Source organism: Sphingopyxis sp. C-1, from assembly GCF_001047015.1.
In the GTDB taxonomy this organism is placed as follows: domain Bacteria; phylum Pseudomonadota; class Alphaproteobacteria; order Sphingomonadales; family Sphingomonadaceae; genus Sphingopyxis.
The window spans coordinates 339166-363710 of sequence record NZ_BBRO01000002.1; the positions used below are offsets into that span (position 1 = coordinate 339166).

The 24545-nt window shown below is 65.2% G+C and carries 30 protein-coding genes; 21 read left to right on the forward strand and 9 right to left on the reverse strand.

Features of this window, described 5'->3' with window-relative positions; all coding sequences use genetic code 11:
• The first annotated feature begins 63 nt into the window (after positions 1-63).
• From SC1_RS16155 to SC1_RS16170, 4 genes are read left to right on the forward strand one after another with little or no spacing between them, the layout of a single operon-like run.
• Complete coding sequence (locus SC1_RS16155) at positions 64-906, forward strand: diacylglycerol kinase family protein (protein ID WP_062184955.1); 843 nt, start codon at positions 64-66, stop codon at positions 904-906.
• Positions 903-1751 (forward strand): metallophosphoesterase, encoded by an 849-nt coding sequence (locus tag SC1_RS16160; RefSeq protein WP_062184958.1) that lies wholly within the window; start codon positions 903-905, stop codon positions 1749-1751. Before SC1_RS16155 ends, SC1_RS16160 begins: the two co-directional genes overlap by 4 nt.
• 49 nt (positions 1752-1800) lie before the next feature.
• The gene (locus tag SC1_RS16165; protein WP_062184961.1) at positions 1801-2892 is read left to right on the forward strand and encodes a hypothetical protein; all 1092 of its coding nucleotides are present in this window, start codon (positions 1801-1803) and stop codon (positions 2890-2892) included.
• Positions 2889-3932 carry a phosphotransferase family protein gene (locus SC1_RS16170; RefSeq protein ID WP_062184964.1) on the forward strand — a complete coding sequence of 348 codons (1044 nt, stop codon included), beginning with the start codon at positions 2889-2891 and terminating at the stop codon, positions 3930-3932. The genes SC1_RS16165 and SC1_RS16170 overlap by 4 nt, the downstream gene beginning before the upstream one ends.
• Here the strand turns inward: SC1_RS16170 and SC1_RS16175 are convergent.
• The 4 genes from SC1_RS16175 to SC1_RS16190 form a co-directional block, all read right to left on the reverse strand.
• Positions 3929-4234: a hypothetical protein gene (locus SC1_RS16175; RefSeq protein WP_062184967.1), complete on the reverse strand. Its 306-nt coding sequence runs from the start codon at positions 4232-4234 to the stop codon at positions 3929-3931. The genes SC1_RS16170 and SC1_RS16175 overlap by 4 nt on opposite strands.
• A gap of 104 nt (positions 4235-4338) precedes the next feature.
• Positions 4339-4836, reverse strand: a complete 498-nt coding sequence (gene rpsI, locus SC1_RS16180; RefSeq protein ID WP_062184970.1) for a 30S ribosomal protein S9 — start codon at positions 4834-4836, stop codon at positions 4339-4341.
• Positions 4836-5315 carry a 50S ribosomal protein L13 gene (rplM, locus tag SC1_RS16185; protein WP_058537036.1) on the reverse strand — a complete coding sequence of 160 codons (480 nt, stop codon included), beginning with the start codon at positions 5313-5315 and terminating at the stop codon, positions 4836-4838. The genes rpsI and rplM overlap by 1 nt, the downstream gene beginning before the upstream one ends.
• Before the next feature lie 215 nt (positions 5316-5530).
• Positions 5531-6580: a COX15/CtaA family protein gene (locus SC1_RS16190; protein WP_062184973.1), complete on the reverse strand. Its 1050-nt coding sequence runs from the start codon at positions 6578-6580 to the stop codon at positions 5531-5533.
• A 104-nt stretch (positions 6581-6684) separates the two neighbouring features.
• Here SC1_RS16190 and SC1_RS16195 point away from each other — a divergent pair, with 104 nt between their 5' ends.
• The 6 genes from SC1_RS16195 to galU all read left to right on the forward strand — a co-directional run bounded on the left by SC1_RS16195 (position 6685) and on the right by galU (position 11622).
• Entirely contained in the window at positions 6685-7677 is a 993-nt protein-coding gene (locus SC1_RS16195) for a M48 family metallopeptidase (protein WP_062184976.1), read from the forward strand.
• Between the two features lie 57 nt (positions 7678-7734).
• A complete protein-coding gene (msrA, locus tag SC1_RS16200; RefSeq protein WP_062184979.1) occupies positions 7735-8271 on the forward strand; it encodes a peptide-methionine (S)-S-oxide reductase MsrA in 537 nt (178 codons plus the stop codon).
• Between the two features lie 139 nt (positions 8272-8410).
• Entirely contained in the window at positions 8411-8950 is a 540-nt protein-coding gene (locus tag SC1_RS16205) for a YfiR family protein (protein WP_062184982.1), read from the forward strand.
• Positions 8947-10176 carry a diguanylate cyclase gene (locus tag SC1_RS16210; RefSeq protein ID WP_062184985.1) on the forward strand — a complete coding sequence of 410 codons (1230 nt, stop codon included), beginning with the start codon at positions 8947-8949 and terminating at the stop codon, positions 10174-10176. Before SC1_RS16205 ends, SC1_RS16210 begins: the two co-directional genes overlap by 4 nt.
• A gap of 19 nt (positions 10177-10195) precedes the next feature.
• Complete coding sequence (locus tag SC1_RS16215) at positions 10196-10696, forward strand: OmpA family protein (protein ID WP_062184988.1); 501 nt, start codon at positions 10196-10198, stop codon at positions 10694-10696.
• A gap of 62 nt (positions 10697-10758) precedes the next feature.
• Positions 10759-11622, forward strand: a complete 864-nt coding sequence (galU, locus tag SC1_RS16220) for a UTP--glucose-1-phosphate uridylyltransferase GalU (protein WP_062184991.1) — start codon at positions 10759-10761, stop codon at positions 11620-11622.
• Between the two features lie 37 nt (positions 11623-11659).
• Here the strand turns inward: galU and aqpZ are convergent, their stop codons facing one another.
• Positions 11660-12385 (reverse strand): aquaporin Z, encoded by a 726-nt coding sequence (aqpZ, locus tag SC1_RS16225; protein ID WP_062184994.1) that lies wholly within the window; start codon positions 12383-12385, stop codon positions 11660-11662.
• Positions 12386-12485: 100 nt separating this feature from the next.
• Positions 12486-13772, reverse strand: a complete 1287-nt coding sequence (locus SC1_RS16230) for a methyl-accepting chemotaxis protein (RefSeq protein WP_238586752.1) — start codon at positions 13770-13772, stop codon at positions 12486-12488.
• A 178-nt stretch (positions 13773-13950) separates the two neighbouring features.
• On the opposite strand from SC1_RS16230, the gene SC1_RS16235 reads away from it, so the two are divergent.
• Positions 13951-14256 (forward strand): hypothetical protein, encoded by a 306-nt coding sequence (locus SC1_RS16235; RefSeq protein ID WP_062186859.1) that lies wholly within the window; start codon positions 13951-13953, stop codon positions 14254-14256.
• Between the two features lie 5 nt (positions 14257-14261).
• Here SC1_RS16235 and SC1_RS16240 read toward each other — a convergent pair whose 3' ends face one another.
• Positions 14262-14930, reverse strand: a complete 669-nt coding sequence (locus SC1_RS16240; RefSeq protein ID WP_062184997.1) for a S24 family peptidase — start codon at positions 14928-14930, stop codon at positions 14262-14264.
• 135 nt (positions 14931-15065) lie between these two features.
• On the opposite strand from SC1_RS16240, the gene SC1_RS16245 reads away from it, so the two are divergent.
• Positions 15066-15329 carry a hypothetical protein gene (locus tag SC1_RS16245; RefSeq protein ID WP_062185000.1) on the forward strand — a complete coding sequence of 88 codons (264 nt, stop codon included), beginning with the start codon at positions 15066-15068 and terminating at the stop codon, positions 15327-15329.
• Positions 15326-15652, forward strand: coding sequence for a hypothetical protein (locus SC1_RS16250; RefSeq protein WP_062185002.1), 327 nt, complete (start codon positions 15326-15328; stop codon positions 15650-15652). Before SC1_RS16245 ends, SC1_RS16250 begins: the two co-directional genes overlap by 4 nt.
• On the opposite strand, the gene SC1_RS16255 is transcribed toward SC1_RS16250, so the two are convergent.
• Both SC1_RS16255 and SC1_RS16260 read right to left on the reverse strand, forming a co-directional pair.
• Positions 15649-16479, reverse strand: coding sequence for a hypothetical protein (locus SC1_RS16255; protein ID WP_062185005.1), 831 nt, complete (start codon positions 16477-16479; stop codon positions 15649-15651). The two genes, SC1_RS16250 and SC1_RS16255, sit on opposite strands and share 4 nt — an antisense overlap.
• Positions 16480-16536: 57 nt before the next feature.
• The gene (locus SC1_RS16260) at positions 16537-17742 is read right to left on the reverse strand and encodes a TIGR04063 family PEP-CTERM/XrtA system glycosyltransferase (protein ID WP_062185008.1); all 1206 of its coding nucleotides are present in this window, start codon (positions 17740-17742) and stop codon (positions 16537-16539) included.
• 105 nt (positions 17743-17847) lie between these two features.
• Between SC1_RS16260 and SC1_RS22575 the strand changes: the two genes are divergently transcribed.
• The 8 genes from SC1_RS22575 to SC1_RS16295 all read left to right on the forward strand — a co-directional run bounded on the left by SC1_RS22575 (position 17848) and on the right by SC1_RS16295 (position 24344).
• On the forward strand, positions 17848-17973 hold the full coding sequence (locus SC1_RS22575) for a hypothetical protein (protein ID WP_274520270.1): 126 nt from the start codon (positions 17848-17850) through the stop codon (positions 17971-17973).
• Positions 17966-19348 carry a putative O-glycosylation ligase, exosortase A system-associated gene (locus SC1_RS16265; protein ID WP_062186861.1) on the forward strand — a complete coding sequence of 461 codons (1383 nt, stop codon included), beginning with the start codon at positions 17966-17968 and terminating at the stop codon, positions 19346-19348. The genes SC1_RS22575 and SC1_RS16265 overlap by 8 nt, the downstream gene beginning before the upstream one ends.
• 52 nt (positions 19349-19400) lie before the next feature.
• A complete protein-coding gene (locus SC1_RS16270; RefSeq protein ID WP_062185010.1) occupies positions 19401-20411 on the forward strand; it encodes a DNA topoisomerase IB in 1011 nt (336 codons plus the stop codon).
• Positions 20412-20432: 21 nt separating this feature from the next.
• The gene (locus SC1_RS16275; RefSeq protein ID WP_062185013.1) at positions 20433-21638 is read left to right on the forward strand and encodes a mechanosensitive ion channel family protein; all 1206 of its coding nucleotides are present in this window, start codon (positions 20433-20435) and stop codon (positions 21636-21638) included.
• 93 nt (positions 21639-21731) lie between these two features.
• Positions 21732-22190, forward strand: coding sequence for a MaoC family dehydratase (locus SC1_RS16280; RefSeq protein ID WP_062186864.1), 459 nt, complete (start codon positions 21732-21734; stop codon positions 22188-22190).
• Between the two features lie 65 nt (positions 22191-22255).
• Positions 22256-23437 (forward strand): acetyl-CoA C-acyltransferase, encoded by a 1182-nt coding sequence (locus tag SC1_RS16285; protein WP_062185016.1) that lies wholly within the window; start codon positions 22256-22258, stop codon positions 23435-23437.
• 16 nt (positions 23438-23453) lie between these two features.
• Positions 23454-24038 (forward strand): carboxymuconolactone decarboxylase family protein, encoded by a 585-nt coding sequence (locus tag SC1_RS16290; protein ID WP_062185019.1) that lies wholly within the window; start codon positions 23454-23456, stop codon positions 24036-24038.
• Positions 24039-24053: 15 nt separating this feature from the next.
• Complete coding sequence (locus SC1_RS16295; RefSeq protein WP_062185022.1) at positions 24054-24344, forward strand: putative quinol monooxygenase; 291 nt, start codon at positions 24054-24056, stop codon at positions 24342-24344.
• Positions 24345-24545 lie beyond the last annotated feature (201 nt).

A 24545-nucleotide genomic window follows, 5' to 3' on the forward strand; every position in this document is an offset into this window, starting at 1 on the left:
CGGGTGACGAAAGGGTGAAATGAAGCGCGCCACCTTTTCCGCATTCGCGCGTAGGACAGGGCGATGACCAACGCCTTCTCCCGCCCCGCCCTTGTTTGTAACCTGCGTAGCGGCAGTTCCGACGAGGCTCTCGTCGGCCGCTTGAGCGAGATATGCGATGCCGCGGGGACACCGCTCGTCCGCACCGTCACACTTCCGGACGCCGAACTGCCGACAGTGGCCATACTCGACGATGCGAACGTCGACCTGCTGCTGGTCCTGAGCGGCGACGGCACGCTCAACGCCGCCGCGAGCAAGCTTGAAACATGGGACGGCGCGATGCTCCCGCTCCCCGGCGGAACGCTCAACCTGTTCCACAAGACGCTGCACGGCGATCGCGGTCCCGAGGATATCTTGCAGGACGCGCTCGCGGGCAAGGCGCGCATGGTCCATCCGCCGACCATCCTCAGCGACGCCGGCCGCGCCTATATCGGTGTGATCGCCGGGCCGACGACCGCATGGGCCGAGGTGCGCGAGCAATTCCGTTCGCTCAGCCTCAGCGGTCTTGCCGAGACCATCCCCGGAGCGATCGACGCGACGCTCCATGGCGACGGCGTGCGCATTCGCGGGTCGGACCAGTCGTTCCAGGCGATCAACCTGACGCCGAAACCCGACCGCATCCTTGCCGAGGGGCTGATCACCGACAGCGCGGGATCGATCCTGAGCCACGGGATCGCCTGGCTCGGTGGCGATTTTCGTGAGGGACCAAGCGTCGACCTGTCCGAACGCCGCGCAGTCGTCATCGAGGGTAAAGGGTCGATTGGCCTGCTTCTCGACGGCGAACCCGCCGAACTGCCGTCGGGGGCGACCTATCGCCTGGAGGCGAGCCCGCTCGCATTCCTCGCCACGGCGCCCGCTGCCACATGACGCGCCTCTTCCACATCAGCGACCTGCATTTCGGGCTGGAGGATCGCACCGCGCTCGGCTGGTTCACCGATTGCGTCCGGGCCGACCGGCCTGACGCCGTGCTGATTACCGGCGACCTTACGATGCGCGCGCGCAGCCGCGAGTTCGCTGCGGCGTGCGACTGGATCGGCGCGCTCGACGTCAAGGTGACGGTCGAGGTCGGCAATCACGACCTGCCCTATTTCAACCCCCTGGAACGCTTCTTCTATCCCTATCGCCGCATTCGCGGGATCGAGCGGCTGGTCGAGCGCGAACTCGATCTGGCGGGCGTCGCGGTGGTGCCGCTCAAGACCACGGCGCGTGCGCAATGGCGACTCGACTGGTCAAAGGGATGGGTGACGCGCCAAGCGCTGGAAAAGACGCTCACAGCGATCGACGCGCTACCGCGCGGCACGACGATATTGGTCACCGCGCACCACCCGCTGGTCGAAGCGGGCACGAAGGGCCGCGCGCTGACCCGCGGCGGCGAGCGCGCGCTCGCTGCACTGGCCGAGCGCGGCGTCGCGGCCGTGCTCACCGGCCATGTCCACGATGCCTTCGACCTGGTGAAGGAAACGGCGGCCGGTCCCGTCCGCATGATCGGCGCGGGCACGCTGTCGCAGCGCATCCGTTCGACCCCACCCAGCTTCAACGACCTGACCGTCGAAGGCGCGGAGATCGGCGTGCGCGTGCGCAACCTCGAGCATGTCTCGACCCCCGATATGCAGATCGACGAAGTCCCGCCCGACGCGCTGCCGCCGCGCGAACCCGGTGAGCCGGTCGCACCCGTTGCGGCGGTGCCGCCGGTCGATCCACCGGTGCATTGACGCCGCGTGTCATCCCGTTACGTTGCAAGAAAAAACGGGATGAGGACATATGCTGACACGAGGCGACGATTTTCCGTTGCACCAGACCAGCGAACCGATTGCGTTCGCCGGGACGGATCGCAACTTTTACGACCGCTATTTCTTCAACGGCTATTCGCCCGACGGTTCGGTCTTCTTCGCCGCGGCGATGGGCTTCTATCCGCAGCTCGGCATCGTCGACGCCAGCTTCTGCGTCATTATTGACGGGGTGCAGCATAACCTTCGCGCGAGCCGGCGATCGGGGGGCGAGCGTCTGGATCTGTCGGTCGGGCCGATCGCGCTCGACATCAACATGCCGCTCGAAATCGTCACGCTGACCATCGCGCCGAACGACGGGCCGCTCGCGGGCGAGTTGCGCTTCACTGGCCGCCATTTCCCGATCGAGGAACCGCGTTTCATCCGCCGCAACGGCACGCGCCTGTTCATGGACTATACGCGGATGACGCAGAACGGCCGCTGGTCGGGCTGGCTGTCGGTCGATGGCCGGCGCGTCGACGTCGGCGCCGATTGGACGGGCACGCGGGACCGTAGCTGGGGTGTACGGCCCGTCGGCGCAAGCGAACCGCAGCCGCCGCCCGAGGGCAATTTCACCCAATTCTTCTGGCTGTGGACGCCGTGCAATTTCAAAGACAGCTCGCTCTTCTTTCACAGCAACGACGACGGCGCCGGAAATCCGTGGAACCGCCGGGCCGTCATCGCGGGCGATGGCGGGACCGAGCGGCATTTCGACGCCGCTACCTTCAGCGCCGATTGGCAAGCGGGATCGCGGCGGATCGCCAGGATGATCGCCGACCTGGGGAACGGTCGCTCGCTGACGTTGACGCCCGCCGGGCCGGTCTTCGCAATGAGCGGGCTCGGCTATACGCATCCCGTCTGGGGCCACGGTCTCGACCACGGCCCCGAACTCGCCGTCGCACACGACAGCCTCTCGGAAGCCGAGCGCGGCTGGGGCAATCCGCTGGCGATGCATATCCAGGCGCTGGTCACCGCCGAACTGGCCGATGGCGCCGCCACGCATCGCGGGGTCGGCGTGCTCGAACAATTGTTCGTCGGCCCGCATGAACCCACCGGCTTGTCAGGCCTGATGGACCCGGCGCGGTGAGCTTCCCGACCTCGCCCGATGCGATGTCGCCCGCGTGGCTGGCCCGGGCGCTGGGACAGGCCCCCGAAGCGCTGCGCGGCTTCACCGTCGCCAAGGTCGGTACCGGACAGATGTGCGACAGTTTTCGCCTGACGCTGGACTGGGCGGGAAACGTGGGCGCGCCATCGACCGTCGTCGCCAAATGCCCGAGCCATGATGACGCCAGCCGCCATATCGCCAAGCTGACGGGCACCTACGTCAAAGAGGTGAGTTGGTACCGCGAACTCGCGGCGGGGAGCGGCGTCGCCGCACCCTTGTGTCACCATGCGGAGATTGCCGAGGACGATGTCGATTTCGTCCTGATCCTCTCGGATCTCGCTCCGGCAGGACAGGGCGACCAGCTCGCGGGGCTGGGCCTCGCGGGCCTTATTCCCTGCATCGAGGCGGCGGCCGGGCTGCACGCCCTGCTGTGGAACGATCCGCGGCTCGACACGCTGCCCTGGCTTGCACGCGACAATGGCGACGTGATCCGCGCGCTGTTCCCGCAGCTCTATGCGGGGTTTCGCGAACGCTATGCCGAGCGGCTCGACCCCGAAGTGCTCGACCTCGGCGCCGGGATCGCCCAGCGGCTCGACGCCTATCTTTCGCGTCAGACCGCCGCGCGGACGATCGTCCATGGCGACCTGCGCATCGACAATATCCTGTTCGCCCCCGACGGCGAGAGCTGCTGGCTCGTCGACTGGCAGACGCTGGGGCGCGGCAGCGGCGCCACCGACCTCGCCTATCTGGTCGGAACCAGCATCGCCGACCCGTTCGAGCGCGCGGCCGCCGACCGGCCGGCGTTCGATCACTGGATCGCCGCGCTGGAACGGCGCGGCATAGCGCCCGACGCGGCGGGTCTGTGGACGGACTATCGCGTCGGCGCGCTCAGCGGCTATTTCATGGCCGTCTTCGCGTCGATGAGCGTCGAGCGTACCGAACGCGGCGACGAGATGTTCGCGGTGATGGCCGAACGTCCGGCGCGGCAGGCGTTAGCGCTGGGAAGCCTCGACCTGCTTTAGCCGAGCCGATGCGGTGTCGGGTCGCCCAGTTCGCCGACGAGCTGGGCATAAGCGTCGGCACGGCATCTGGCGTAGTGAAGACCAAGCTCCTCGCGCGACATCGGCAGGTCGTTCGCGAGCGCATCGAGGATCGCCGGATCGTCATGCTGCGCGATTTCGCGCACCAGCGCCGCGGGGTCGATATCGAGTATGGCAGCAAGCAAACGAAAACTGCGCGCGCGCTGGCGGAATTCGAAATCCATCAGCCGCGCCGAATCCTTTTCCTCCTTGGCCAGGAGGGCTCTGCGAAGGTCGAAAACCATCGCGCCAATCTATGGCACCCGGCCTGCTTCTTCAACGCACAACGGAAAAGGGCGGCCCGTTGCCGGACCGCCCTTCCCTTGTCCGTCCGTCGACGGAAAACTGATTAGCGCTTCGAGAACTGGAAGCTACGGCGGGCCTTGGCCTTGCCATATTTCTTACGCTCGACGGCGCGGCTGTCGCGGGTCAGGAAGCCGGCCGTCTTCACAACGCCGCGCAGCGCGGGTTCGAAGCGGGTCAGTGCCTGCGCGATGCCGTGCAGCACGGCGCCCGCCTGGCCCGAGAGGCCACCGCCCTTGACGGTTGCGATCACGTCATACTGGCCAACGCGCTCGGTCAGACCGAAGGGCTGGTTGATGACAAGACGCAGCGTCGGACGTGCGAAATAGACTTCCTGGTCACGGCCGTTGACGGTGATCTTGCCGGTGCCGGGCTTGACCCACACGCGAGCAACGGCGTCCTTGCGGCGGCCGGTCGCATAGGCGCGGCCCTGCTTGTCGACGATCTTTTCACGCAGCGGCGCGTTCGAGACCGGAGCAGCGACGGTGCCTTCGACGGCGCCGGCGAGATCCTTGAGATCGGTCATGGTCTGTTCGTCAGCCATTATGCACCCACCTTGTTCTTGCGGTTCATCGACGCGACGTCGATCACTTCGGGGCTCTGCCCTTCATGCGGATGTTCAGCCCCGGCGAAGATACGCAGGTTGCGCATCTGCTGGCGACCGAGCGGGCCGCGCGGGATCATGCGTTCGACGGCCTTTTCGAGCACGCGCTCGGGGAAACGGCCTTCGAGGATCTTCGCGGGGCTCGTTTCCTTGATGCCGCCGGCATAGCCGGTGTGCTTGTAGTAACGCTTGTCCTGCAGCTTCTTGCCGGTGAACGCCACCTTCTCCGCATTGATGACGATGACATTGTCACCGCAATCGACGTGCGGGGTGAACGACGGCTTGTGCTTGCCGCGCAGGATGTTGGCGATGATCGAGGCGACGCGGCCCACGACGAGACCTTCGGCGTCGATCAGCACCCATTTCTTTTCGACCGTGGCGGCATTCGCCGAAACGGTCGTCTTGGTCAGCGCCTTCATGGCACGCTCCTTGACAGATATGGACCGGAGCAACAGCGCCCCGAAACAAACCGCGCCGCCTGTCCCAAATGGACGAAGCGGCGCTTCGGAGCGGGCCAATGGCGAAAGCGCGTCAGAAAGTCAAGAAGATCGCGGCTTTGCTGACAGGTATTATGATACCCGCGTGCCCACGGAGCGATCTCCGGCGCCTGCACCGCGCCGGCGTGGAGCCGATATCATGCCGGCCGGCGACCCAGCCGGTGAAGCCCCGCGGCAGCTATGGCGACCAGGATCGCACCGGTCACCTGATGCCACACGGCAACCCACATCGACACGCCCGACACGACGGTCCAGATGCCGAGGAGCATCTGCGCCGCGACGACGGCGACGAGCAGCCGCGCCTCGATCCGCGCGCCGCGCTTTGCCAATGTGCGTGCAAGCAGGAGCAGAGCGAGCGCCGCGATCCACGACCACCAGCGATGGAGAAAATGGATCAGGAAGGGATCGTTCGTGAGGGCAAGCCACGCGCCGCCCGCCCAGTCGATGCCCTCGGGGACGAAGTGATCGTTCATCAACGGCCAGCTACTGGCGACATAGCCGGCATTGAGCCCCGCAACCCATGCACCGAGCAGCAACTGGACGAAGAGGATCGCGACGACCCCCAGCGCAGGTCCGGTCAGGCGCGCCGGACGCGCCGCGGGATCGCGCGCCAACCTATCGAGGTCGCGCGCCGTCCACACCAGCCCTGCAAGCAGGAACAGTGCGGTCAGCAAATGCGTCGCAAGGCGGAAATGGCTGACGTCGGTGCGATATTCGAGGCCGGAGGCGACCATCCACCAGCCGATCGCGCCCTGCAACCCGACGAGCGCGGCGAGCGCGAGCAGCCGCCAGCCATAGCCGGTGGGAATCGCGCGGCGCCATGCAAACCAGATCAGCGGAAGCAGCAGCGCCATACCGACGAGGCGGCCGAGAATGCGGTGCAGCCATTCCCAGAAGAAGATCGCCTTGAAACCCTCAAGCGTCATGCCGAGGTTGATCGCCTTATATTCCGGGATCCGCTTATATTTCTCGAACTCGGCGATCCAGCCGGCCTCGCTCAGCGGCGGCAGCACGCCCGAAACGGGGCGCCATTCGGTAATCGAAAGCCCGGATTCAGTCAGGCGGGTGATGCCGCCGACCCCGACCACGATGATGACCAGGAGAGCGACTGCCCAGAGCCAGCGGGCCAGCGCGGCGGGGCGGGGTTGGCGGGCGGCAGGCGCCGGCAAGACAGAGGCGTGCGTCATTGCCCGCCCTATCGGCGCTTGCCGGGCGATAGGCAAGAGGTCGGAAACCGGCCGCCAAGGGAAATTCATGGCCCCGACAGGCGCGCCTTGATAGGGCTATTGCGATGCTGCGCCGCGCCCGATCGATCTTCCTTATCCTGTCGCTGTCGATGGCTGCGCCCGTCTTCGCGGCGGCCCCTGCCGAACAATCGCCTTATGCCGCATTGGCGGCAACGGAGGCGCGCGTCGCGGCGATCGGCTTTCGCCTGACGGTCGCCAATGCCGCCTGGTGCCCGGCGCGCCAGCCGCAGTTCGGATGGATATGGGGCGACCCGCGCCTTTATGCGGCGGACCGCCGCTCCGAAGCTCTCGCGGCCTATGGCGCGGATGATCATAATCACGCCTATATTGCCGCGCTCGCGCCAGCCTCTCCTGCTGCATCGGCCGGAATGACCGTCGGCACGCCGGTGACGGGCATCGGCAGCGCCCCCGTCCCTGACGGCGTCGGGGACCATCCTTTTGCGCGGATCACCGCGATCGAAACGAGCCTCGCCGCGCTACCCGCTGGCACTCCATTGACGCTCCACATCGGTGCAGGACGCATCGTCAGCGTCACGCCCGTGGCCGGATGCATCAGCGATTTTCGTGTCGAAACCAGCGACAGGCCTGCCGCCGTCGCCGATGGGCGAATGGTCCTCGTTAATCAGGGACTCGCCGATTTCGCATCCGATGACCAAGAACTTGCGGCGGCGATCGCGCACGAACTCGCGCACAATATCCTGCACCACCGGGCCCGGCTCGACGCGGCGGGGGTCGATCGCGGGCTCGGTAAGCAGTTCGGCCGCAACGCCCGCTTGTTCAGACAGACTGAGGTCGAGGCTGACCGGCTGTCGGTGTGGCTGCTGGCCGGTGCGGGTTACGACCCCGCGTCAGCCGCGCGGTTCTGGACCCGCTTTGGCCAACGAAAGGGCCGGCCGCTGTTCCAGGCGGGCACACACCCGCCCTGGCGCGAACGCGTCGCCGCGCTCGAAGCCGAAGCGGCGGCGGTCGCTGCCGCGCGCACCGCGGGCCAGCCGCTCCGCCCACCGCTGATCGGTGAGCCGGCGCCCTTGGAATAGGTGCGCGCACATCCTATTTTGCGGACAATCCCCCTTTCCCAACAAGGATCGACGCCCATGACCCAAGAGACCGCCATTTTTGCCGGAGGCTGCTTCTGGTGCACCGAAGCGGTGTTCCAGTCGCTCGAAGGCGTCGAGAGCGTCGAGAGCGGCTATATCGGCGGATCGGTCGCCAACCCGACCTACAAGCAGGTGTGCGGCGGCGATACCGGCCATGCCGAAGCGATTCGCATTACATTCGACCCCGCCGTCATTTCATACGACGACCTGCTCGACGTTCATTTTGCAACGCACGATCCGACGACGCTCAACCGCCAGGGCAACGACATCGGCACCCAGTACCGCAGCGCGCTCTTCCCGCTCGATGCGGCGCAGGCCGATGCGGCGCGTGCGGGGATCGATCGTGCGGCCGCTGACTGGCCCGCACCGATCGTCACCACGATCGAGAGCGCGTCCGAATGGTATCCGGCAGAGGATTATCATCAGGCCTATTGGGAAGGCGAAGGTCAACGCAATCCCTATTGCATGGCGGTCATCCCGCCGAAACTGGCCAAATTGCGCAAAGGATTCAGTGATCGTTTGCGTAGCGCGTAATCGTTCGACCAGTCATGCGGCCGCTGTTGCAAGATGGCCGCATGACGTCAGTTTTCATTGACTTTCCAATTGTTTTGACTAGCGGACGCGCCTTCGCTGGGGCAGGATGCCCCTGAAACGCAGTTGGGGGCGCTGCCGGGTGCTGGCATCACTGTTTCTGATTGGCACGTTGGTCACGGCACCGCACATGGCGGCGCAGGCCGCAAGCCAGACAATCGTCGAAGACAGCAACGGCGGAATGACGCGCGCCGTCAACCGGATGGTTGGCGGCATTGTCAGCTATGCGCGCTGGCCCGACGCCGCGCCGCCGACCGGACGCATCATGTGCATGGTCGGAACGCCGCGACTGGCCGATCGCATGGCCCCTGATGTGCCGGGCCCCGGTTCGGTCACGGTTCGCCGGATCGCCGCGGCCGCCGTGAACCCCGACTGCGATATCCTGTTTCTCGGCCGGATGCCCGTTGCCGACCGCCGGCAGTTGATCGCCTGGGTGCGTGGGCGCCCGGTCCTCACCATCACCGACGACGATGCCGCCTGCATCTATGGCGCGATGTTCTGCCTGAACAACAAGGCGGGAAGCCTCAGCTTTTCGGTCAATATCGACGCGATCGGTCGCGGCCCACTCCGGATCGACCCGCGCGTGTTACGGATTGGCGTCGGCGAAGGGGGGACGTCATGACCGGCCCAGCAGCCACCCCGCCCCCCGTCGAACGGATCGGCGCCCGCACGACGCTGCAAAAGCTGCTGTCGCGCTTTCATTTCGGCATCACACTGTTCGCAGTCGCGCTCTCGGGCCTGACCATCCTGCTCGCGGGTGTCACCGCGCTGCGCGGCTATGCCGACCGCAATATGGAACTCGCCGCACAGCTCGGCGCCTATGGCGTCGAACCCGCGCTGGTATTCAACGATCCGCAGGCGGTCCGCGAAGGGCTTGAGCCGCTGACTCGCATTCCCGGGATCGCCCGGCTTCGCGTGCTCAACGACGTCGGCCGGCCGGTCACCGAATGGACCTCGCCCGTCGCCGATCCGGCGCCGATCCTGACCCGCATCTTCTTCCCCCGCCCCTTTGCCGTCACCGTCCAGCGCAACGGATCGGCGATCGGCAAGATCGAGGTGTGGGGCGACAGCTCGACGTTGGTCGATTATGTCCGCCTCGGCCTGCTTGCCGGCCTCGGCTGCCTGCTCATCACCGCGTTCGGCACCATCTTCCTCGCGCGGCGGTTCGAATATGAACTCGTCAAGCCGCTCAACGAAATCGCGACCGTCGCCCACGACGTGCGGCTGCACCGGCGCTTCGACAAGCGGGTCAAGCCGCTTGGCATTGCCGAACTCGACCGGCTGGGCGGCGACATCAATTCGCTGCTCGACGAATTGCAGGGGTGGCAGGGCCATATGGAAAGCGAGCGCGCCATGCTCGCGCACCGCGCCTCGCATGACACGCTGACCGCGATGCCGAACCGCGCTGCCTTCGACGAGCAACTGACGAAGCGCATCCAGGTGGCGGAGGGCCGCGGCGACCGCTTTGCCCTGCTCTTCATCGACGCCGACAATTTCAAGGCGGCGAACGACAATTTCGGCCATGCGGCGGGCGACACCGTGCTCGTGGCGCTGTCGTCGTGCATCAAGGACACGCTTCGCAAGGGCGATTTCGCTGCGCGGATCGGCGGAGACGAATTCATCGTCCTCATCGACCCGCTCGACAGCGAAGCCGTTCCCGACGATCTCGCAAACCGCATCCGCGCCTGCGTGTCGCAGCCCATCGCGCTGCCGGGCGGCGCGACCTATCGCGCGGCGGTCAGCGTCGGGGTCGCGGTCTTTCCCGACGATGGCAGCAACGCCACCGCGCTGCTGACCGCCGCCGACGCGGCGATGTATGCCGACAAGCTGACCAACCGTTCCATCTGATGACAAACGGAGTGACGCCGTGAACCTTGATTTCCCCCGATCGATCCGGACCCTCTTCCTCATCGGCTTCGCCGCCTTGCTCGCGGCGTGCCAAAGCGTGCCGCCAATGACCGGTTTCAACGCCGCGCAGATTGCGGTCCTCCAGTCGCAGGGCTTCGTCGAAACCGGCCCCGGCTGGATGCTGAGCATGCCCGAACGACTGCTTTTCCCATCGAACGAGAGCAGCGTGACGCCCGAGCAGCAACAGCGCATCACCGATATCGCCGCGAAACTCGTCGCGGTCGGCATCCCGACCGCGCGGATCGAAGGTCACACCGATTCGACGGGCACCTCGGCCTATAATCTGACGCTGTCGCAGGCGCGGGCGCAGGCCGTCGCGGGGCCGATGCAGGCGGGCGGCATGCAGTTTACCGCGGATCAGATCGTCGGCCGCGGGGAGACCCTGCCGCTGTCGAGCAACGCAACGCCGGAGGGGCGGCAGGACAATCGGCGCGTCGTCGTGATCGTCACGCCGCAGTGACGCGGCGCGCGGCGCAGTCCGCGCCCTTTTCTTGATCGAAGTTCGCCGCTAAGCCCTCGCGTATGAAACCGATCCGCAAAGCCGTCTTTCCCGTCGCCGGTCTCGGCACCCGCTTCCTGCCCGCGACCAAGGCGATCCCCAAGGAAATGCTGCCTGTCGTCGACCGGCCGCTGATTCAGTACGCGGTCGACGAAGCGCGCGAGGCGGGGATCGAACAGATGATCTTCGTCACCGGTCGCGGCAAGAGCGCGATCGAGGATCATTTCGACGTCGCCTTCGAACTCGAAAAGACGATGTCGGAACGCGGCAAGGATCTGTCCGTCCTCGAACCGACCCGCCTCGGCCCCGGCGCCTGCGCCTATGTGCGGCAACAGGAACCGTTGGGCCTGGGCCATGCCATCTGGTGCGCGCGCGATATCGTCGGGGACGAGCCGTTTGCGATCTTCCTTCCCGACGAATTCATGCACGGCTCGCCTGGTTGCATGAAGCAGATGGTCGATGCGTATCAAAAGGTCGGCGGCAACCTGATCTCGGTGCTCGAAGTGCCGCACGAGCAGGTGTCCTCCTATGGCGTCATCGCGCCCGGCGCGCGCGACGGGGCGCTGACCGAAGTCCGCGGCCTCGTCGAAAAACCGCCGGTCGCCGAAGCGCCATCGAATCTGATCATTTCGGGCCGCTATATCCTCCAGCCCGAAGTGATGCGGCTACTCGAACGCCAGGAAAAGGGCGCGGGCGGCGAAATCCAGCTAACCGATGCGATGGCGACGATGATCGGCAACCAGCCCTTCCACGCCGTCACCTTCGACGGCGCGCGCTATGACTGCGGATCGAAGGCCGGATATATCCAGGCCAATCTCGCGGTCGCGCTGGCGCGCCCCGACATGGCCGACCAAGTGCGCGCCTTTGCGGTCGACCTGCTGAAATAAGGCCGGCGGAGGCCCCAGGCCCCCGCCGGATCGGCGATTATTCGCCCTCGATATTCGGTTTCGGGAATCTGTCGGCGCCTAGCGTCTTGTAAAGCAGGCCGCCGATCGCCCCGCCGATCAACGGCGCGACCCAGAACAGCCATAGTTGCTGAAGGGCGATGCCGCCGACGACGAGCGCCGGGCCGGTGCTGCGCGCCGGGTTGACCGAGGTGTTCGTAACCGGGATCGAGATGAGGTGGATCAGCGTCAGTGCAAGGCCGATCGCGATCGGCGCAAAGCCCGCTGGCGCACGCCCATCGGTCGCCCCCATGATGATCCACAGGAAAAAGGCTGTCAGCACGATTTCGATAATGAAGCCCGACCAGATGTCATAGCCTCCCGGCGAACCCGCGCCGAAACCATTGGCGGCAAGGCCTTTGGTGGCGAGATCATAGGCAGGACTGCCGCTGGCGACATAGAAGAGCAGGAAGGCCGCGACGATCGCGCCCAGCACCTGTGCGATGACATAGAGCGGAATATCGCGCGCGTCGAAACGCCCACCCGCCCACAGCCCCACCGTGACCGCCGGGTTGAGGTGACAGCCCGAAATATGCCCGATCGCATAAGCCATGGTGACGACCGTCAAGCCGAAGGCAAGCGATACGCCAAGCAATCCAATGCCGACATCGGGGAATGCCGCAGCGAGGACCGCGCTGCCGCAGCCGCCGAACACAAGCCAGAACGTGCCGATAAACTCGGCCAGACCCTTTTGGATATTCGTCATGATGACCCTCCTCCCCGCCGGTGGCCTCAGACGCCTCCGGCGCGGGGTTCATCCTATCAGGGTTGCGCCGTCGGGCAAGCCCTTGTCCGAGCGCGATGAATCAGGCCGCAGCGACCGTTTCGACGAAGTTGCGCGCGCGCTGGTGCAGCGACAATGCGGCCTCGCTCAGCCCGGCGGACAATTGACCCAGCGACTGCGCGCCGTCGCCGACCGCGCTCGCGCCATATCCGATCTCACGGACGCGCGCGTCGATCTCGCGGCCCGCAAAGACGGCCTGTTCGACATAGCTGGCAATCGTCAGCGTCGTCGCGCTCTGCCCGTCGACCGCATGGTCGATTGCATCGGAAAAACCGTTGTTCGCGTCGATCGCCTTCTCGACCTCGACAAACCCCGCCGCGACCTGTTCGACAATATCGCGGATGCGGTCGACATATTGGGTGATATCGCCGGCGGCGGACCGCGTCTGGCTGGCCAGCGTCTTCACTTCCGACGCTACCACGGCAAAGCCGCGGCCGGCATCGCCGGCACGCGCCGCCTCAATCCCCGCATTGAGTGCCAGCATGTTGGTCCGGCTCGCCATGTCGATGATCAGGGCAAGCATCTGCTCGATCGACTGGCTCGCCGCTTTCAGCGCGACAGCCCGCTCGCTCGCAAGCTTGATCTTGCGGTGCGCGTCGCCGCGGACCGCGCGTGCGCGCGATCCGTCGTCGACGATCCTCGCCATCGTCGCGGCGAGTGCATGACCCCGGTCGCCAAGGTCCTGCAGTCCGGCAAGCGTCTGCGCCGTCGCGCCCGCGACGGTGACTGCGTCGCGCCCCGTTTGCTGCGCGCGTTCGGACAAGGTGGCGGCGACTGTCTCGACCTTGCGCGCCATCTCGGACAGCCGTTCGGTAAGCGCGCTTATCTCCTGTTGGAACCGCCGCCCGGCATCGTCGATATGCGTCGCGCGCGCCGCACGTTCCTGTGCGACTTCGACGTCGCGCAGCATCGCGAGCTTCGCGAGTTGCCCGCTGTCGAGCGTCTCGACGAAACGCCCTGCGCGCACGAGAATCAATTCCTGCTGCCCCGGCGATTGCGCGACGATACGCAATAAATCGGTGGTCGATCGCGTCACGTCGGCGACAGGGCATTGTTCGATCATCGAGGCGATCGAACCGCCGATCGTCGGGTTCTGCATCAGCGAAAACCAGAAGGGGCAGAACAACAGCTCGCGCACGCGCTGTTCGCGAATGATCCCCACCGGCCGGTCTTCGCCATCGATCACCGCAAGCGCGCGGAGCTGCGGATTGCCGCGGAACAGGTCGATGACCTCGGACATATGCGCATCGGCGCCGATCGCGGACGCGTGGCCCGACGCTGGCGTAAAGGCATATCCCATGGCGTTCATTCGACTCTCTTCATGTTGCGACCGTTCGCGCCCCGACCTAGAACGACTTGGTAAACACGAATTTAACCATTTATTTCAGTGATGTGACACATGGCCGAAGTGTCACGTCACCCCGTCGCAATATCCTGTTCAGATCGAGAGGATTATGCGATTGCGCGGCGTCGGTGAGGAGAATGAAATGCGCGCTATCATCATTGCGGTCATGGCCGCGCCATTGCTCACCGGTTGCGTCAGCGCGGTGAAGACCGTGGTCACGGCTCCGGTCAAAGCCGTCGGCCAGGTCGCCGACTGGTCGACCACCAGCCAGGACGAAGCGGACCGCAACCGCGGGCGCGAAATGCGCAAACGCGAGGAGCAGATGGGCAAGCTGTCGCGCCAGCGCGACAAGGCGGCCGAAAAATGCCGTGACGGCAACGAAGACCAATGCCAGCGCGCCGAAGTGCTCGAGCATGAGATCGAAGCCTTGATGGCGGCCCCGCGCTAAGCCGCTTATCGCACCCGCCGGCCCGTCCATACGACACGGCCGACCAACTGCACCGACGCCATCGGCAGGTCATCCCAGCTGCGATAATGCGGATTGTCGCTGATCACCGAGATGCGCCCCTGGCCCGGCGAGCGCGCGACGCGCTTCACCATCAGCACATCGTCCATGCGCAGCACATAGATGCCGTCGCGTAGTCGCGCCGCAGCGTCGCCGCCGTCGACCAATATGTCGTCGCCATCGTTCAGTGTCGGCGCCATCGAATCGCCCTCGACGCGAATGATGCTGAGCGCGCGCGGATCGGCGCCCAGCTCGCGCAGCCATTTGGGGTCGAACGCGACCTCACCTTCCACCGGCTCGCCATCGACGCTCGCCCCAGCGCCTGCCGACGCACCGATCGCAAGCTTCGGCACCAATATCATGCCGGGACCCCGACCCCTCGCCGCGGTGGCGACGCGCTGCACCGGGCCGCCAAGCAGCGCTTCGGAAACGCCAAGATAGGCCGCGATGCGCGCCCGGTCCTGTTCGGCAAGCCGCCGCGGCGAGCCGCGTTTTATATATTGCTGGATATAGGCAGGATTGCGCCCGATCACCTGCGACAGGCGCGCATAGTCGATCCCCTTGTCGGTCAAGAGACGGTCGAGCGCGGCGCGCGGATCCTGAACATAGTCGGCCATGGGTCGCTTGGGGCTGGTCCTTCCTATTTCGTTCCTAGCAAGAGGATTTTTCCTAGACAAGCAGGAAATGCGGCATCAAATAGGAAATATCCTATCGGGTGAGTCGCCCGGTTTTGAGCCAATCGGGAGGAAATGATGGAGCGCAGCCTGTTGCAACGGATCGACGCCTTTCTGAAAGAATCGGCGATGCCGCCGAGCGTGTTCGGCCGCGCCGCGGTTCGCGATCCACGCCTTGTCGCCGACCTCCGGAGCGGGCGCGAACCGGGGCGCGAATTGATATGCCGTGTGGAACATTTCATGAACAAATGGCGCGCGGACTGCCGAGCGGGCCAGGTCGCGCCGTGCGGCGACCGCCGGACGCGTGCCGGGCGCCGGCTAGAGGCGGGAGTAGCAGCATGATGCGCTGGTCCCCCGCACGGCCGCCGCGCCCCGGCTGTCCGCACCGGCGGTTGCGCCGCCTGCTCATGCGCGAATTACAGGAAGGGATTACACCCGGCGCCTCGACCTTTCGCCCGTGGGCGAGCGCGAGCTTCGTCGGCGCACGTCACATATTCCCCTGCACGCTGACGACGGGCGATGCGGAGATGGTGCGCCGTGCACTGCACGACCGGCTCGGCGCGATCGAATGGTCGCTGCCGGGGCATATTGTCGCCGATGTCGTGGTCGAGTGCGAAGCGAATCCGGATATGCTGCGGATCGAAATCCTGACGGTCGAGGATTAGCCTACCGACTGGCGCGTCATGCGTTGAAGCGTGCTGAGCGCAGCCTCGAGCGCGAAATCGACCTCGAGCTCCTGCTCTTCGGCGTTCGCGGCTTCGGGGACCGGGATGGCCGCCGTCGAAGGAGGCGTAGCCTGCCGACGCCGGGTCAACCCCGCCTCGAAGCGCGCGACCATCGCGCCGAGCGATTTGTCGGCGGGATCTGGCATCGGCGGCGGCGACGTCATCTCGGCGGGTTGCAGCCAGGGCGCCTCGCCCTCGAATTCCTCTTCGGGTGCAAGATCGGCGAGCACCAGTTCGTCCTCGGCTTCGGCCGCTTCCTTGCCGGGCCAGGGGTCGAATTCGGCAGCTTCATAGGCGCCGGGCGATCGCACCGGCCCCAGCCCGCCCGCGGGCAGGTCGCGGCCCGCACGGATCGGCGGGCGCGGTGGGTCGTCGGGATGTACGTCGACGCGGCGGCGCGTCAGAACGGGCTCGTCGTCATCCGCCACCGTCGACGCGCGGCGGAAAGGATTGCGCAGCGCGGACAGCCCTGCCGCTTCGGGCTTTGCGATCACAAGTGCGACAAGGCCCGCGATGACCGCGGCAAATGCCGACATGCCGAACGCGAGCGCAAGCCGTCCGCCATTGCCGATAGGCTGGACGAACAGGTCGGAGAGGCGGTCGAGATAAAGGTTCCAGCTAATCGCCGAAACCCAGGAAAAGGGCATGACCGCAGCGAACAGAAAGGTCAGCGCCGCAGCGCCGATCACCGCCGGAATCGCGGGCTGAAGCGCGCGCAGCAGCGCGATCGCCGTCGTCTTGGCCCGGTTCTCGCTCGTCTCTTCCATATCGTTTCAAATCCATCGGCCCCGGCGGGCCATCCGCTTCACTTACAGGCGCCGCACTCAGTCGTCGCGCAACAATCGCTGGTAAACTGGCTCGTAACGTAAAATGTTTGATGACCAGTTACGATGACTTTCGACAAAAATACGCGCCGTGCGTCGCCGGTCCGGCCACATTGTCCGATTTTCCAGCAGCTTGGCGAGCGCGTCGGCGATCGCGGCAGGGTCGTCGGGCGCGAACAGCGTCCCCGTCGCGCCATCCTCGATCAGTTCGCGGTGCCCGCCGACATCGGACGCTGCCACCAGCTTGCCCTGCGCCATCGCCTCGAGCGGCTTCAACGGCGTTACCAGGTCGGTCAGCCGCATCTTCTTGCGCGGATAAGCAAGGATATCGATCAGCGAATAATAACGCTCGACCTCCTGGTGCGGCACGCGGCCGACGAAATATATATGTTCGGCGGCCGGCGATGCTGCTGCCTGCGCCTTCAGCGCTGCCTCCATCGGGCCGCCGCCGACAAGGAGCAGGCGCGCCGTCGGCTGCGCAGCGACGAGTGCGGGCATCGCGGCGATCAGATCGTCAATGCCCTCATAGTCGTAAAAGCTGCCGATATAGCCGATGATCGCGTCGTCGACGGAAAGACCCAGCGCGTCGGCAAGCGCATCGTCGCGTGGCGGCGGATCGCCGAACAGCTCAAGGTCGACGCCATTTGGGGAGACGGTGATCTTGTCCGCGTCGATCCCGCGCGCGATCAAGTCGCCGCGCAGCCCTTCGCAGATCACCGCCACCGCATCGGCCGATTTCACCGCATGCGTTTCAAGCTGTTTGGTCAGCCAGTAACGCAAGCTACCCTCGCGCCCCGTACCGTTGCCGACTGACGCATCCTCCCAAAAGGCGCGAATTTCATAGATGACCGGAATGCCCAGCTTCTTGCCGACGCGCAGCGCCGCGAGCCCGTCGAGCACCGGCGAATGCGCATGGAGTACATCGGGCTTCCATATTTTCGCCAACGCCTCGACGCGCTTCGCCAGCGCGCCGATCTCGCGCCATTCGCGGATCGGCGGCGGCGCGGACGCGATCGGCGGGGTGCGATAGAAAGTCAGCCCGTCGACGGTTTCGCCATCAGCGCCGGGTTCAGGGTGGCGCACGCCGGTCACGCCCGCGACCTCCCATCCCTTCGCCACCTGCGCCTTCATCAGGGCGCGCGTGCGAAAGGTGTAGCCGCTATGCGCGGGCAGGCTATGGTCGAGAACGTGCAAAATTCGGGTCATCGAGCAGGTCTTTCGCAGACAAGGCTTAACGCGGCGTCAACCCAGATAGCGTAGGCAACACCTTATATGGTCGACAATTTTTCCATTGCCCTGACTCACGTCCTGATGGCGATTGCGCTCTGGCGCCTGCTCTATCGCGACGATCTCGATCGCGAGGTGAGCCCGCGACAGCTATGGCAACAGCGCCGCGACGCCGAACGCGCCGAACCGGATGTCCGCGCCGATGCGTGACATCGCGTTCGTCGCCTTTCTGTTTGCCTTCATCGGGATCGGCTTTCGCAAGCCGTTCCTGTTCATACTCTGCTTTTGCTACATCGACATCGTCGCGCCGCAGCGTTTGAGCTATTTCCTGATCAACTCGATCCCCGTCTCGCTGATCGTCTTCGGACTTGCGATCGTGGGCTGGCTGGTAGCCGATGACAAGCGCGATACACGGTGGTCGGGCCGGCAAATCCTTCTGCTGATCCTGATGTTCTATTGCTGGATGACGACGATCAACGCCGACTTTCCGGTCGAGGCCGCGGACAAATGGAGCTGGGTGTGGAAGGCGCTGGTCTGGGCGATTTTCTTGCCCCTCACGCTGCGCACCAAATTGCGTATCGAGGCGCTGATCGTCATCATGCTCCTGTCGGCGGGCGCGATCGCGATCGCGGGCGGGATCAAGACGGCGGGCGGCGGCGGCGGATATGGCTCGCTGCAACTGCTGCTCGCTGAAAATTACGGCCTTTACGAAGGGTCGATCATGTCGGCGGTCGGCATATCGATCATCCCGCTGATCCTCTGGTATCGCCGCCACGGCACCATCTTCCCGCCCGACTGGCGCGTGTCGCTCTTCTGCTTCGCGCTCGTCTTTGCCTGTGCGCTGCTGCCCGTCGGGACACAGGCGCGCACCGGGCTCGTCTGCCTTGTCGTGCTTGCGATCCTGTCGCTGCGCGCGGTCAAGCATCGGCTCCTCTATATGGCGGGGGCTGCGCTGCTCGCGCTCGCGGTCGTGCCCTTTCTGCCGCAAAGCTTCACCCAGCGGATGGAAACGATCCAGGGCTATAAATCGGACCAATCCGCCTCGACGCGCGTCGCGGTGTGGGCGTGGACCTGGGAATATGTGAAGGACAATCCGTTCGGCGGCGGCTTCAACGCCTATTTGCAAAACTCGCTGCGCGTCGAAACGACGGGCGGCGCCTATGATCCGAACCAGCCGATGGCGGCCGAGGCGACCGTGCACGATGAAAAGTCGCGCGCCTTCCATTCCAGCTATTTCGAGATGCTGGGCGAACAGGGCTATCCCGGTTTGGCGCTGTGGCTGATCCTGCACGTCACCGGACTCTTCCGGATGGAGCAGCTGCGACGGCGTTACCTCAAGACACGGCGCGCCGAGGAGCAGTGGATCGCACCGCTCGCGACCGCGCTTCAGCATGGTCACATCACCTATATGATCGGATCGCTGTTCGTCAGCATCGCCTTCCAGCCGTTCATCTACATGATGCTCGCGCTCGAAATGGGGCTGTCGACCTATTGCCGCCGCCGCGAACAGGAGGCGGGATGGCGCCCGCTGACCGATCGCCCGGCGCAGGTACCCGCGCGGCATATGATGCCGAACGCCGGCTGACCCTGAAACCGTTCGGCCGGAACCAACCGGGCCTCCGGGGCGCTAATGCCCCATGCCCGCCCCGCGCCTGATCCATGTCGACGACAGCCTGCCCGGCATCAGCCGCACGCGCTCGGGCGTCGGTTGGCTTTATCGCGACGCCAAGGGAAAGGTCATCCGCGACCGCGACGAGATCGACCGCCTCAACGCGATCGCGCTGCCGCCGGCCTATGAGGATGCGTGGTTCTGCCCCGCCCCCAACGGCCATATCCTCGCGACCGGATACGACGCACGCGGGCGCAAGCAATATCGCTATCATCCCGAATTTCGCATCGCGCGTGAGGCCGACAAATATGACCGCTGCGCCGCCTTCGGCCATGCGCTGCCGTTGCTGCGCGCGCGCCTCGAAGACGATCTGAATCGCCGGACGCTATGTTCCGAACGCGTCGTCGCGGCGGTGGTGCGGTTGCTGGACCTTGCCGCGCTGCGCGTCGGGAACGAACAATATGTCGCGGCGAACAAAAGCTTCGGCGCAACGACGCTGCGCCAGCGCCATGCCAAACTCTCGGGCAAGACGCTCCGCCTCAAATATATCGCCAAAGGCGGCGCCAAGCGTGAGGTGACGATCAGCGACCGCAGCCTGACGACGCTCGTCCGCCGGCTTCAGGACCTGCCCGGTCAGAATCTCTTCCAATATGACGATGGCGACGGCGTCTGCGCCGTCGCCTCCGAAGATGTGAACGCCTATATTCGCGAAGCGATGGGCGACGAATTCAGCGCCAAGCATTTCCGCACATGGACCGCGAGCGTCGAGGCCTTCGCCTTCCTCTACGACGCGCCCCAGCCGCCGACGTTGAAAGCGATGCTCGAACATGTCGCCGATCGCCTCGGCAACACACCCGCCATCGCGCGCAAGGCCTATGTCCACCCCGCGATGCTTGCTGCGGCGCAGGCGCGTGAGGACTTTGCCGCTGCGGTCGGCAAGCTCCCGCGCGCGGCCCGCTATCTTTCGCGTTACGAACGCGGATTTTTGACCTATCTGGAGCAGGCACCCGCGGCCGCGGTGCTGCTTCAATCCGCCTGATCCGACCCAAGAGGACCTGACGTGACCTTCTCCCTGTTCGCCGCCGCGACCAATGCTGCCCCGAAAGCCGCGCCCGCAAAGGCCGCCCCAACCAACCCGCTCGACGACCTCCAGCGCTATTGGGATCTCAGCGTCGCGTGGGTGAACAGCCACTGGCTACAGATCGGCATCGCGATCGGCGCCGGGCTGCTCATCTATTTCATCTTGTCGATGGTCCGCACCTTCGCGCTAAAGCACGCGCAATCGGCCGAAGGCGAGCTGACGCTGACCCACATCGCCGGCCGCGTGATCCACAAGACCAAGTCGACCGTGCTCGCGATCATCGCGATCCGCATGGTCGCGGGCTATGCGCAGCCGCCCGCGGTGATCATGCAGATCATCCAGTTCGCCTTTACCGTCGCGGTCGTGCTGCAGGTCGCGATCTGGGCGCGCGAGATCGTCCTCGGGCTGATCCAGCGCCGCGCCGCGGAGGGTAATAACGAGACGCTCAGCAATGCGATGGGCATCATCCGCCTGCTGATCAGCGTCGCGCTGTTCGCGATCGCGACGATCGTCATCCTCGACAATATGGGGGTGAATGTCACCGGCCTGATCGCCGGTCTCGGCATCGGCGGCATCGCGATCGGCCTCGCGGCGCAGGGCATTTTCTCGGATCTCTTTGCCTCGCTGTCGATCATCTTCGACCGCCCGTTCCGGGTCGGCGAAACGATCAAATATGACATGAGCACCGCGACGGTCGAGCGTATCGGGCTGAAGAGCACGCGCCTCCGCTCGCTCAACGGCGAGTTGCTGGTCATCTCGAACACCAATCTCCTGAGCAAGGAGATCACCAATTTCGCGCATCTCCATCGCCGCCGGATCACCTTCAAGATCGGCGTCATCTATCAGACGACGCCCGAGATGCTGCGCGACCTGCCGGCCTTGCTCGAGGAACAGGTCGTCGCGGGCGGCCAGGAGTTCATCCGCTCCAGCTTCCTGAGCTTCGGCCCGTCGAGCCTCGATTTTGAGCTGCTTTTCGACGTGTTCAGCGACCAGTTCGACGAAGTCGCCGCGGCGCGGACCGATATCGCCATCCGCCTGTTCGACGCGATGACGCGCGCGGGATACAGCTTTGCCTATCCGACGCAGACCAGCTTTACCGCGGCGCCCGACGGGACCATGATCATGCCCTATCCCGAGTCTCCAAAGCCCAGGGCGGCGGCGGCAAAGGCAGCAAAGCCCGGCTGACGCTACGGCGCCGCGGCTGCGGGGCTTGGCCCTTGTGCAACGCGTCAAGAGAGGCCTAGAACGCGCCCCGAACCAGCTATTGAGGGGATGAATATGGCCACCATCACGCCGCAGGAACTGCAAACCAAAGTCGGCGAGCATCTCGGCACGTCGGACTGGGTGCTCGTCGATCAGGAGATGATCAACAAGTTTGCCGACGCGACCGGCGACCATCAGTTCATCCATATCGACGACGAAAAGGCGAAGCTGACGCCCTTTGGCGGCACGATCGCGCATGGCTTCCTCACCCTGTCGCTGATGCCGATGCTCGGCGCGAGCACCGACGGCCCCAAGGTCGGCGGCGTGAAGATGGGCGTCAACTACGGCTGCAACAAGGTCCGCTTCCTGTCGCCTGTCCGCTCGGGCAAGCGCGTGCGCAGCCATGTGAAACTGCTAGAGCTGGAAGAAAAGCGCCCCGGCCAGTGGCAACAGACCAACGAAGTGACGGTCGAGATTGAGGGCGAGGAAAAGCCCGCCCTGATCGCCGAATGGATCAGCCAGTTCTTCGTCTAAAGCATAGCTTTGCCAGCGGACCTCCCCCGTTAAGATAACCGGAACCAACGAAAAGGACTCCAAACATGCGTGACGCAGTTATCGTCTCCACCGCCCGCACCCCGCTGACCAAGGCGGCACGCGGTTCGTTCAACAACACGCTTGCACCGACGCTGGGCGCCCATGCGGTCCGCGCCGCGGTCGAGCGCGCCGGCATCGAGGGCGGCGAGATCGACGACGTGCTGTTCGGCGCCGCGATGCAGCAGGGCTCGCAGACGATGAACGTCGCGCGCCTGATCGCGCTGCGCGCCGGCCTGCCCGTCACCGTCCCCGGCATGTCGATCGACCGCCAATGCTCGTCGGGCTTGATGACGATCGCCACCGCCGCAAAGCAGATCATCGTCGACCGTCAGGATATCGCGGTCGCCGGCGGCATCGAATCGATCTCGAAGGTCAGCGGCAGCGGCAAGGTGTTCATCGAAACCGACGCCGAGCTGATCGCGATGCACAAGGACACCTATATGCCGATGATCGGCACGGCAGAGGTCGTCGCCAAGCGCTACAACATCAGCCGCGAATATCAGGACGAATATTCGTTCCAGTCGCAGCAGCGCACGGCCGCGGCACAGGCTGCGGGCAAATATGACGACGAGATCGTCGCCTGCAATGCGACCATGGCGGTCGTCGACAAGGAAACGAAGGAAGTCAGCTTCAAGGACGTCGTCGCCAACAAGGACGAGTGCAACCGTCCCGACACGACGCTCGAAGGGCTGCTCAGCCTGAAGCCCGTGATGGGCGAAGGCTTCTCGATCACTGCGGGCAACGCCAGCCAGCTCTCCGACGGCGCATCGGCCGCGGTGCTGATGGAAGCCAAGGTTGCCGAGAAGAAGGGCCTCCAGCCGCTCGGCCGTTATGTCGGCATGGCGGTCGCGGGCACCGAGCCCGACGAAATGGGCATCGGCCCCGTCTTCGCGATCCCGAAGCTGCTCGAACGCTTCGACCTCAAGATGGACGACATCGGCCTCTGGGAACTCAACGAAGCCTTTGCCGTGCAGGTCCTCTATTGCCGCGATCAGCTCGGCATTCCGAACGAGCTGCTCAACGTCAACGGCGGCTCGATCTCGATCGGCCACCCCTTCGGCATGACCGGCGCGCGCTGCGTTGGCCACGCACTGATCGAGGGCAAGCGCCGCGGCGTGAAATACGCCGTTGTGACGATGTGCATCGGCGGCGGCCAGGGCGCAGCAGGCCTGTTCGAGGTCTTCTGATTTGCGGCCCCTTTAAGTGAGACTCCGCCAACCGCGTATCGAGCCGGTCGATTTGGACCGGCTCGATGCCGATCAGCGCACCGCGCTCGAACCCTTCCTTGCCTCCGAAGGCGGCAAGGTCGGGGGCGGCAAGATCCTGAACATCTTCCGCACCCTTGCCCATGCGCCCAAGGCGCTGACCGCCTTTCTCGGCTGGGGCAATTACATCCTGTCAAAACGCAACGCGCTTTCGCCGCGCGACCGCGAACTCGTCATCCTGCGCACCGGCTATAATTGCCGATCGGGCTATGAGTGGACGCAGCACAAGCGCATCGGGCTCGACTGCGGGCTCACCGAAGACGAGATCGCGCGCATCAAGGCCGGGCCCGACGCCGACGGCTGGAACGACCTCGACCGCGCGATGCTCCGCGCCACCGACGATCTGACCGGCAATCATTTCGTCACCGACGCAAGCTGGGCGGCGCTGGCGCCGCTCGGCGACAAGGGCCGCATGGATCTGGTGATGACCGTCGGCCAATACACGCAAGTATCGATGATTTTGAACAGCTTCGGCATTCAGGTCGAGGACGGCTGGACCGTCGACCCCGACCTCAAGGCCTGAATTCAGGAGAGAGACATGAGTGGTATCGGTGTGATCGCAACGCTGCGCGTCCAGCCCGGCAAGGAAGCCGAATTCGAGGGCGTGTTCGCCGAACTCGCCCCTGCGGTGCGCGCGAACGAGCCCGGCAACAGCTATTACAAGCTGTTCCGCACCGCCGAAACCGGTGTGTACAAGGTGCTCGAATGCTATGACGACGACGCGGCGGTCGAGGCGCACCGCGCATCGGACCATTTCCGCACCCTCGGCGCCAAACTCGGCCCCTGCCTCGCCGGCGCACCGGAGATTGAAAAGCTGCCCGCCGTTTGATCAGCTGCCGCTAACGACCGGTTGCGGACAGACTCTATCATCGTCACCCCGGACTTGATCCGGGGTCCCGCTTGATGTCGAAGTCAGTGGGTGCGTCAAAAAAAGCGGGATCCCGGGTCAAGCCCGGGATGACGAGAGTGAAGAAACGACCGATTGCAGCGCTCTGGCTTCTCGGCCCGTTCGCATCGAGCGAAGTCGAGA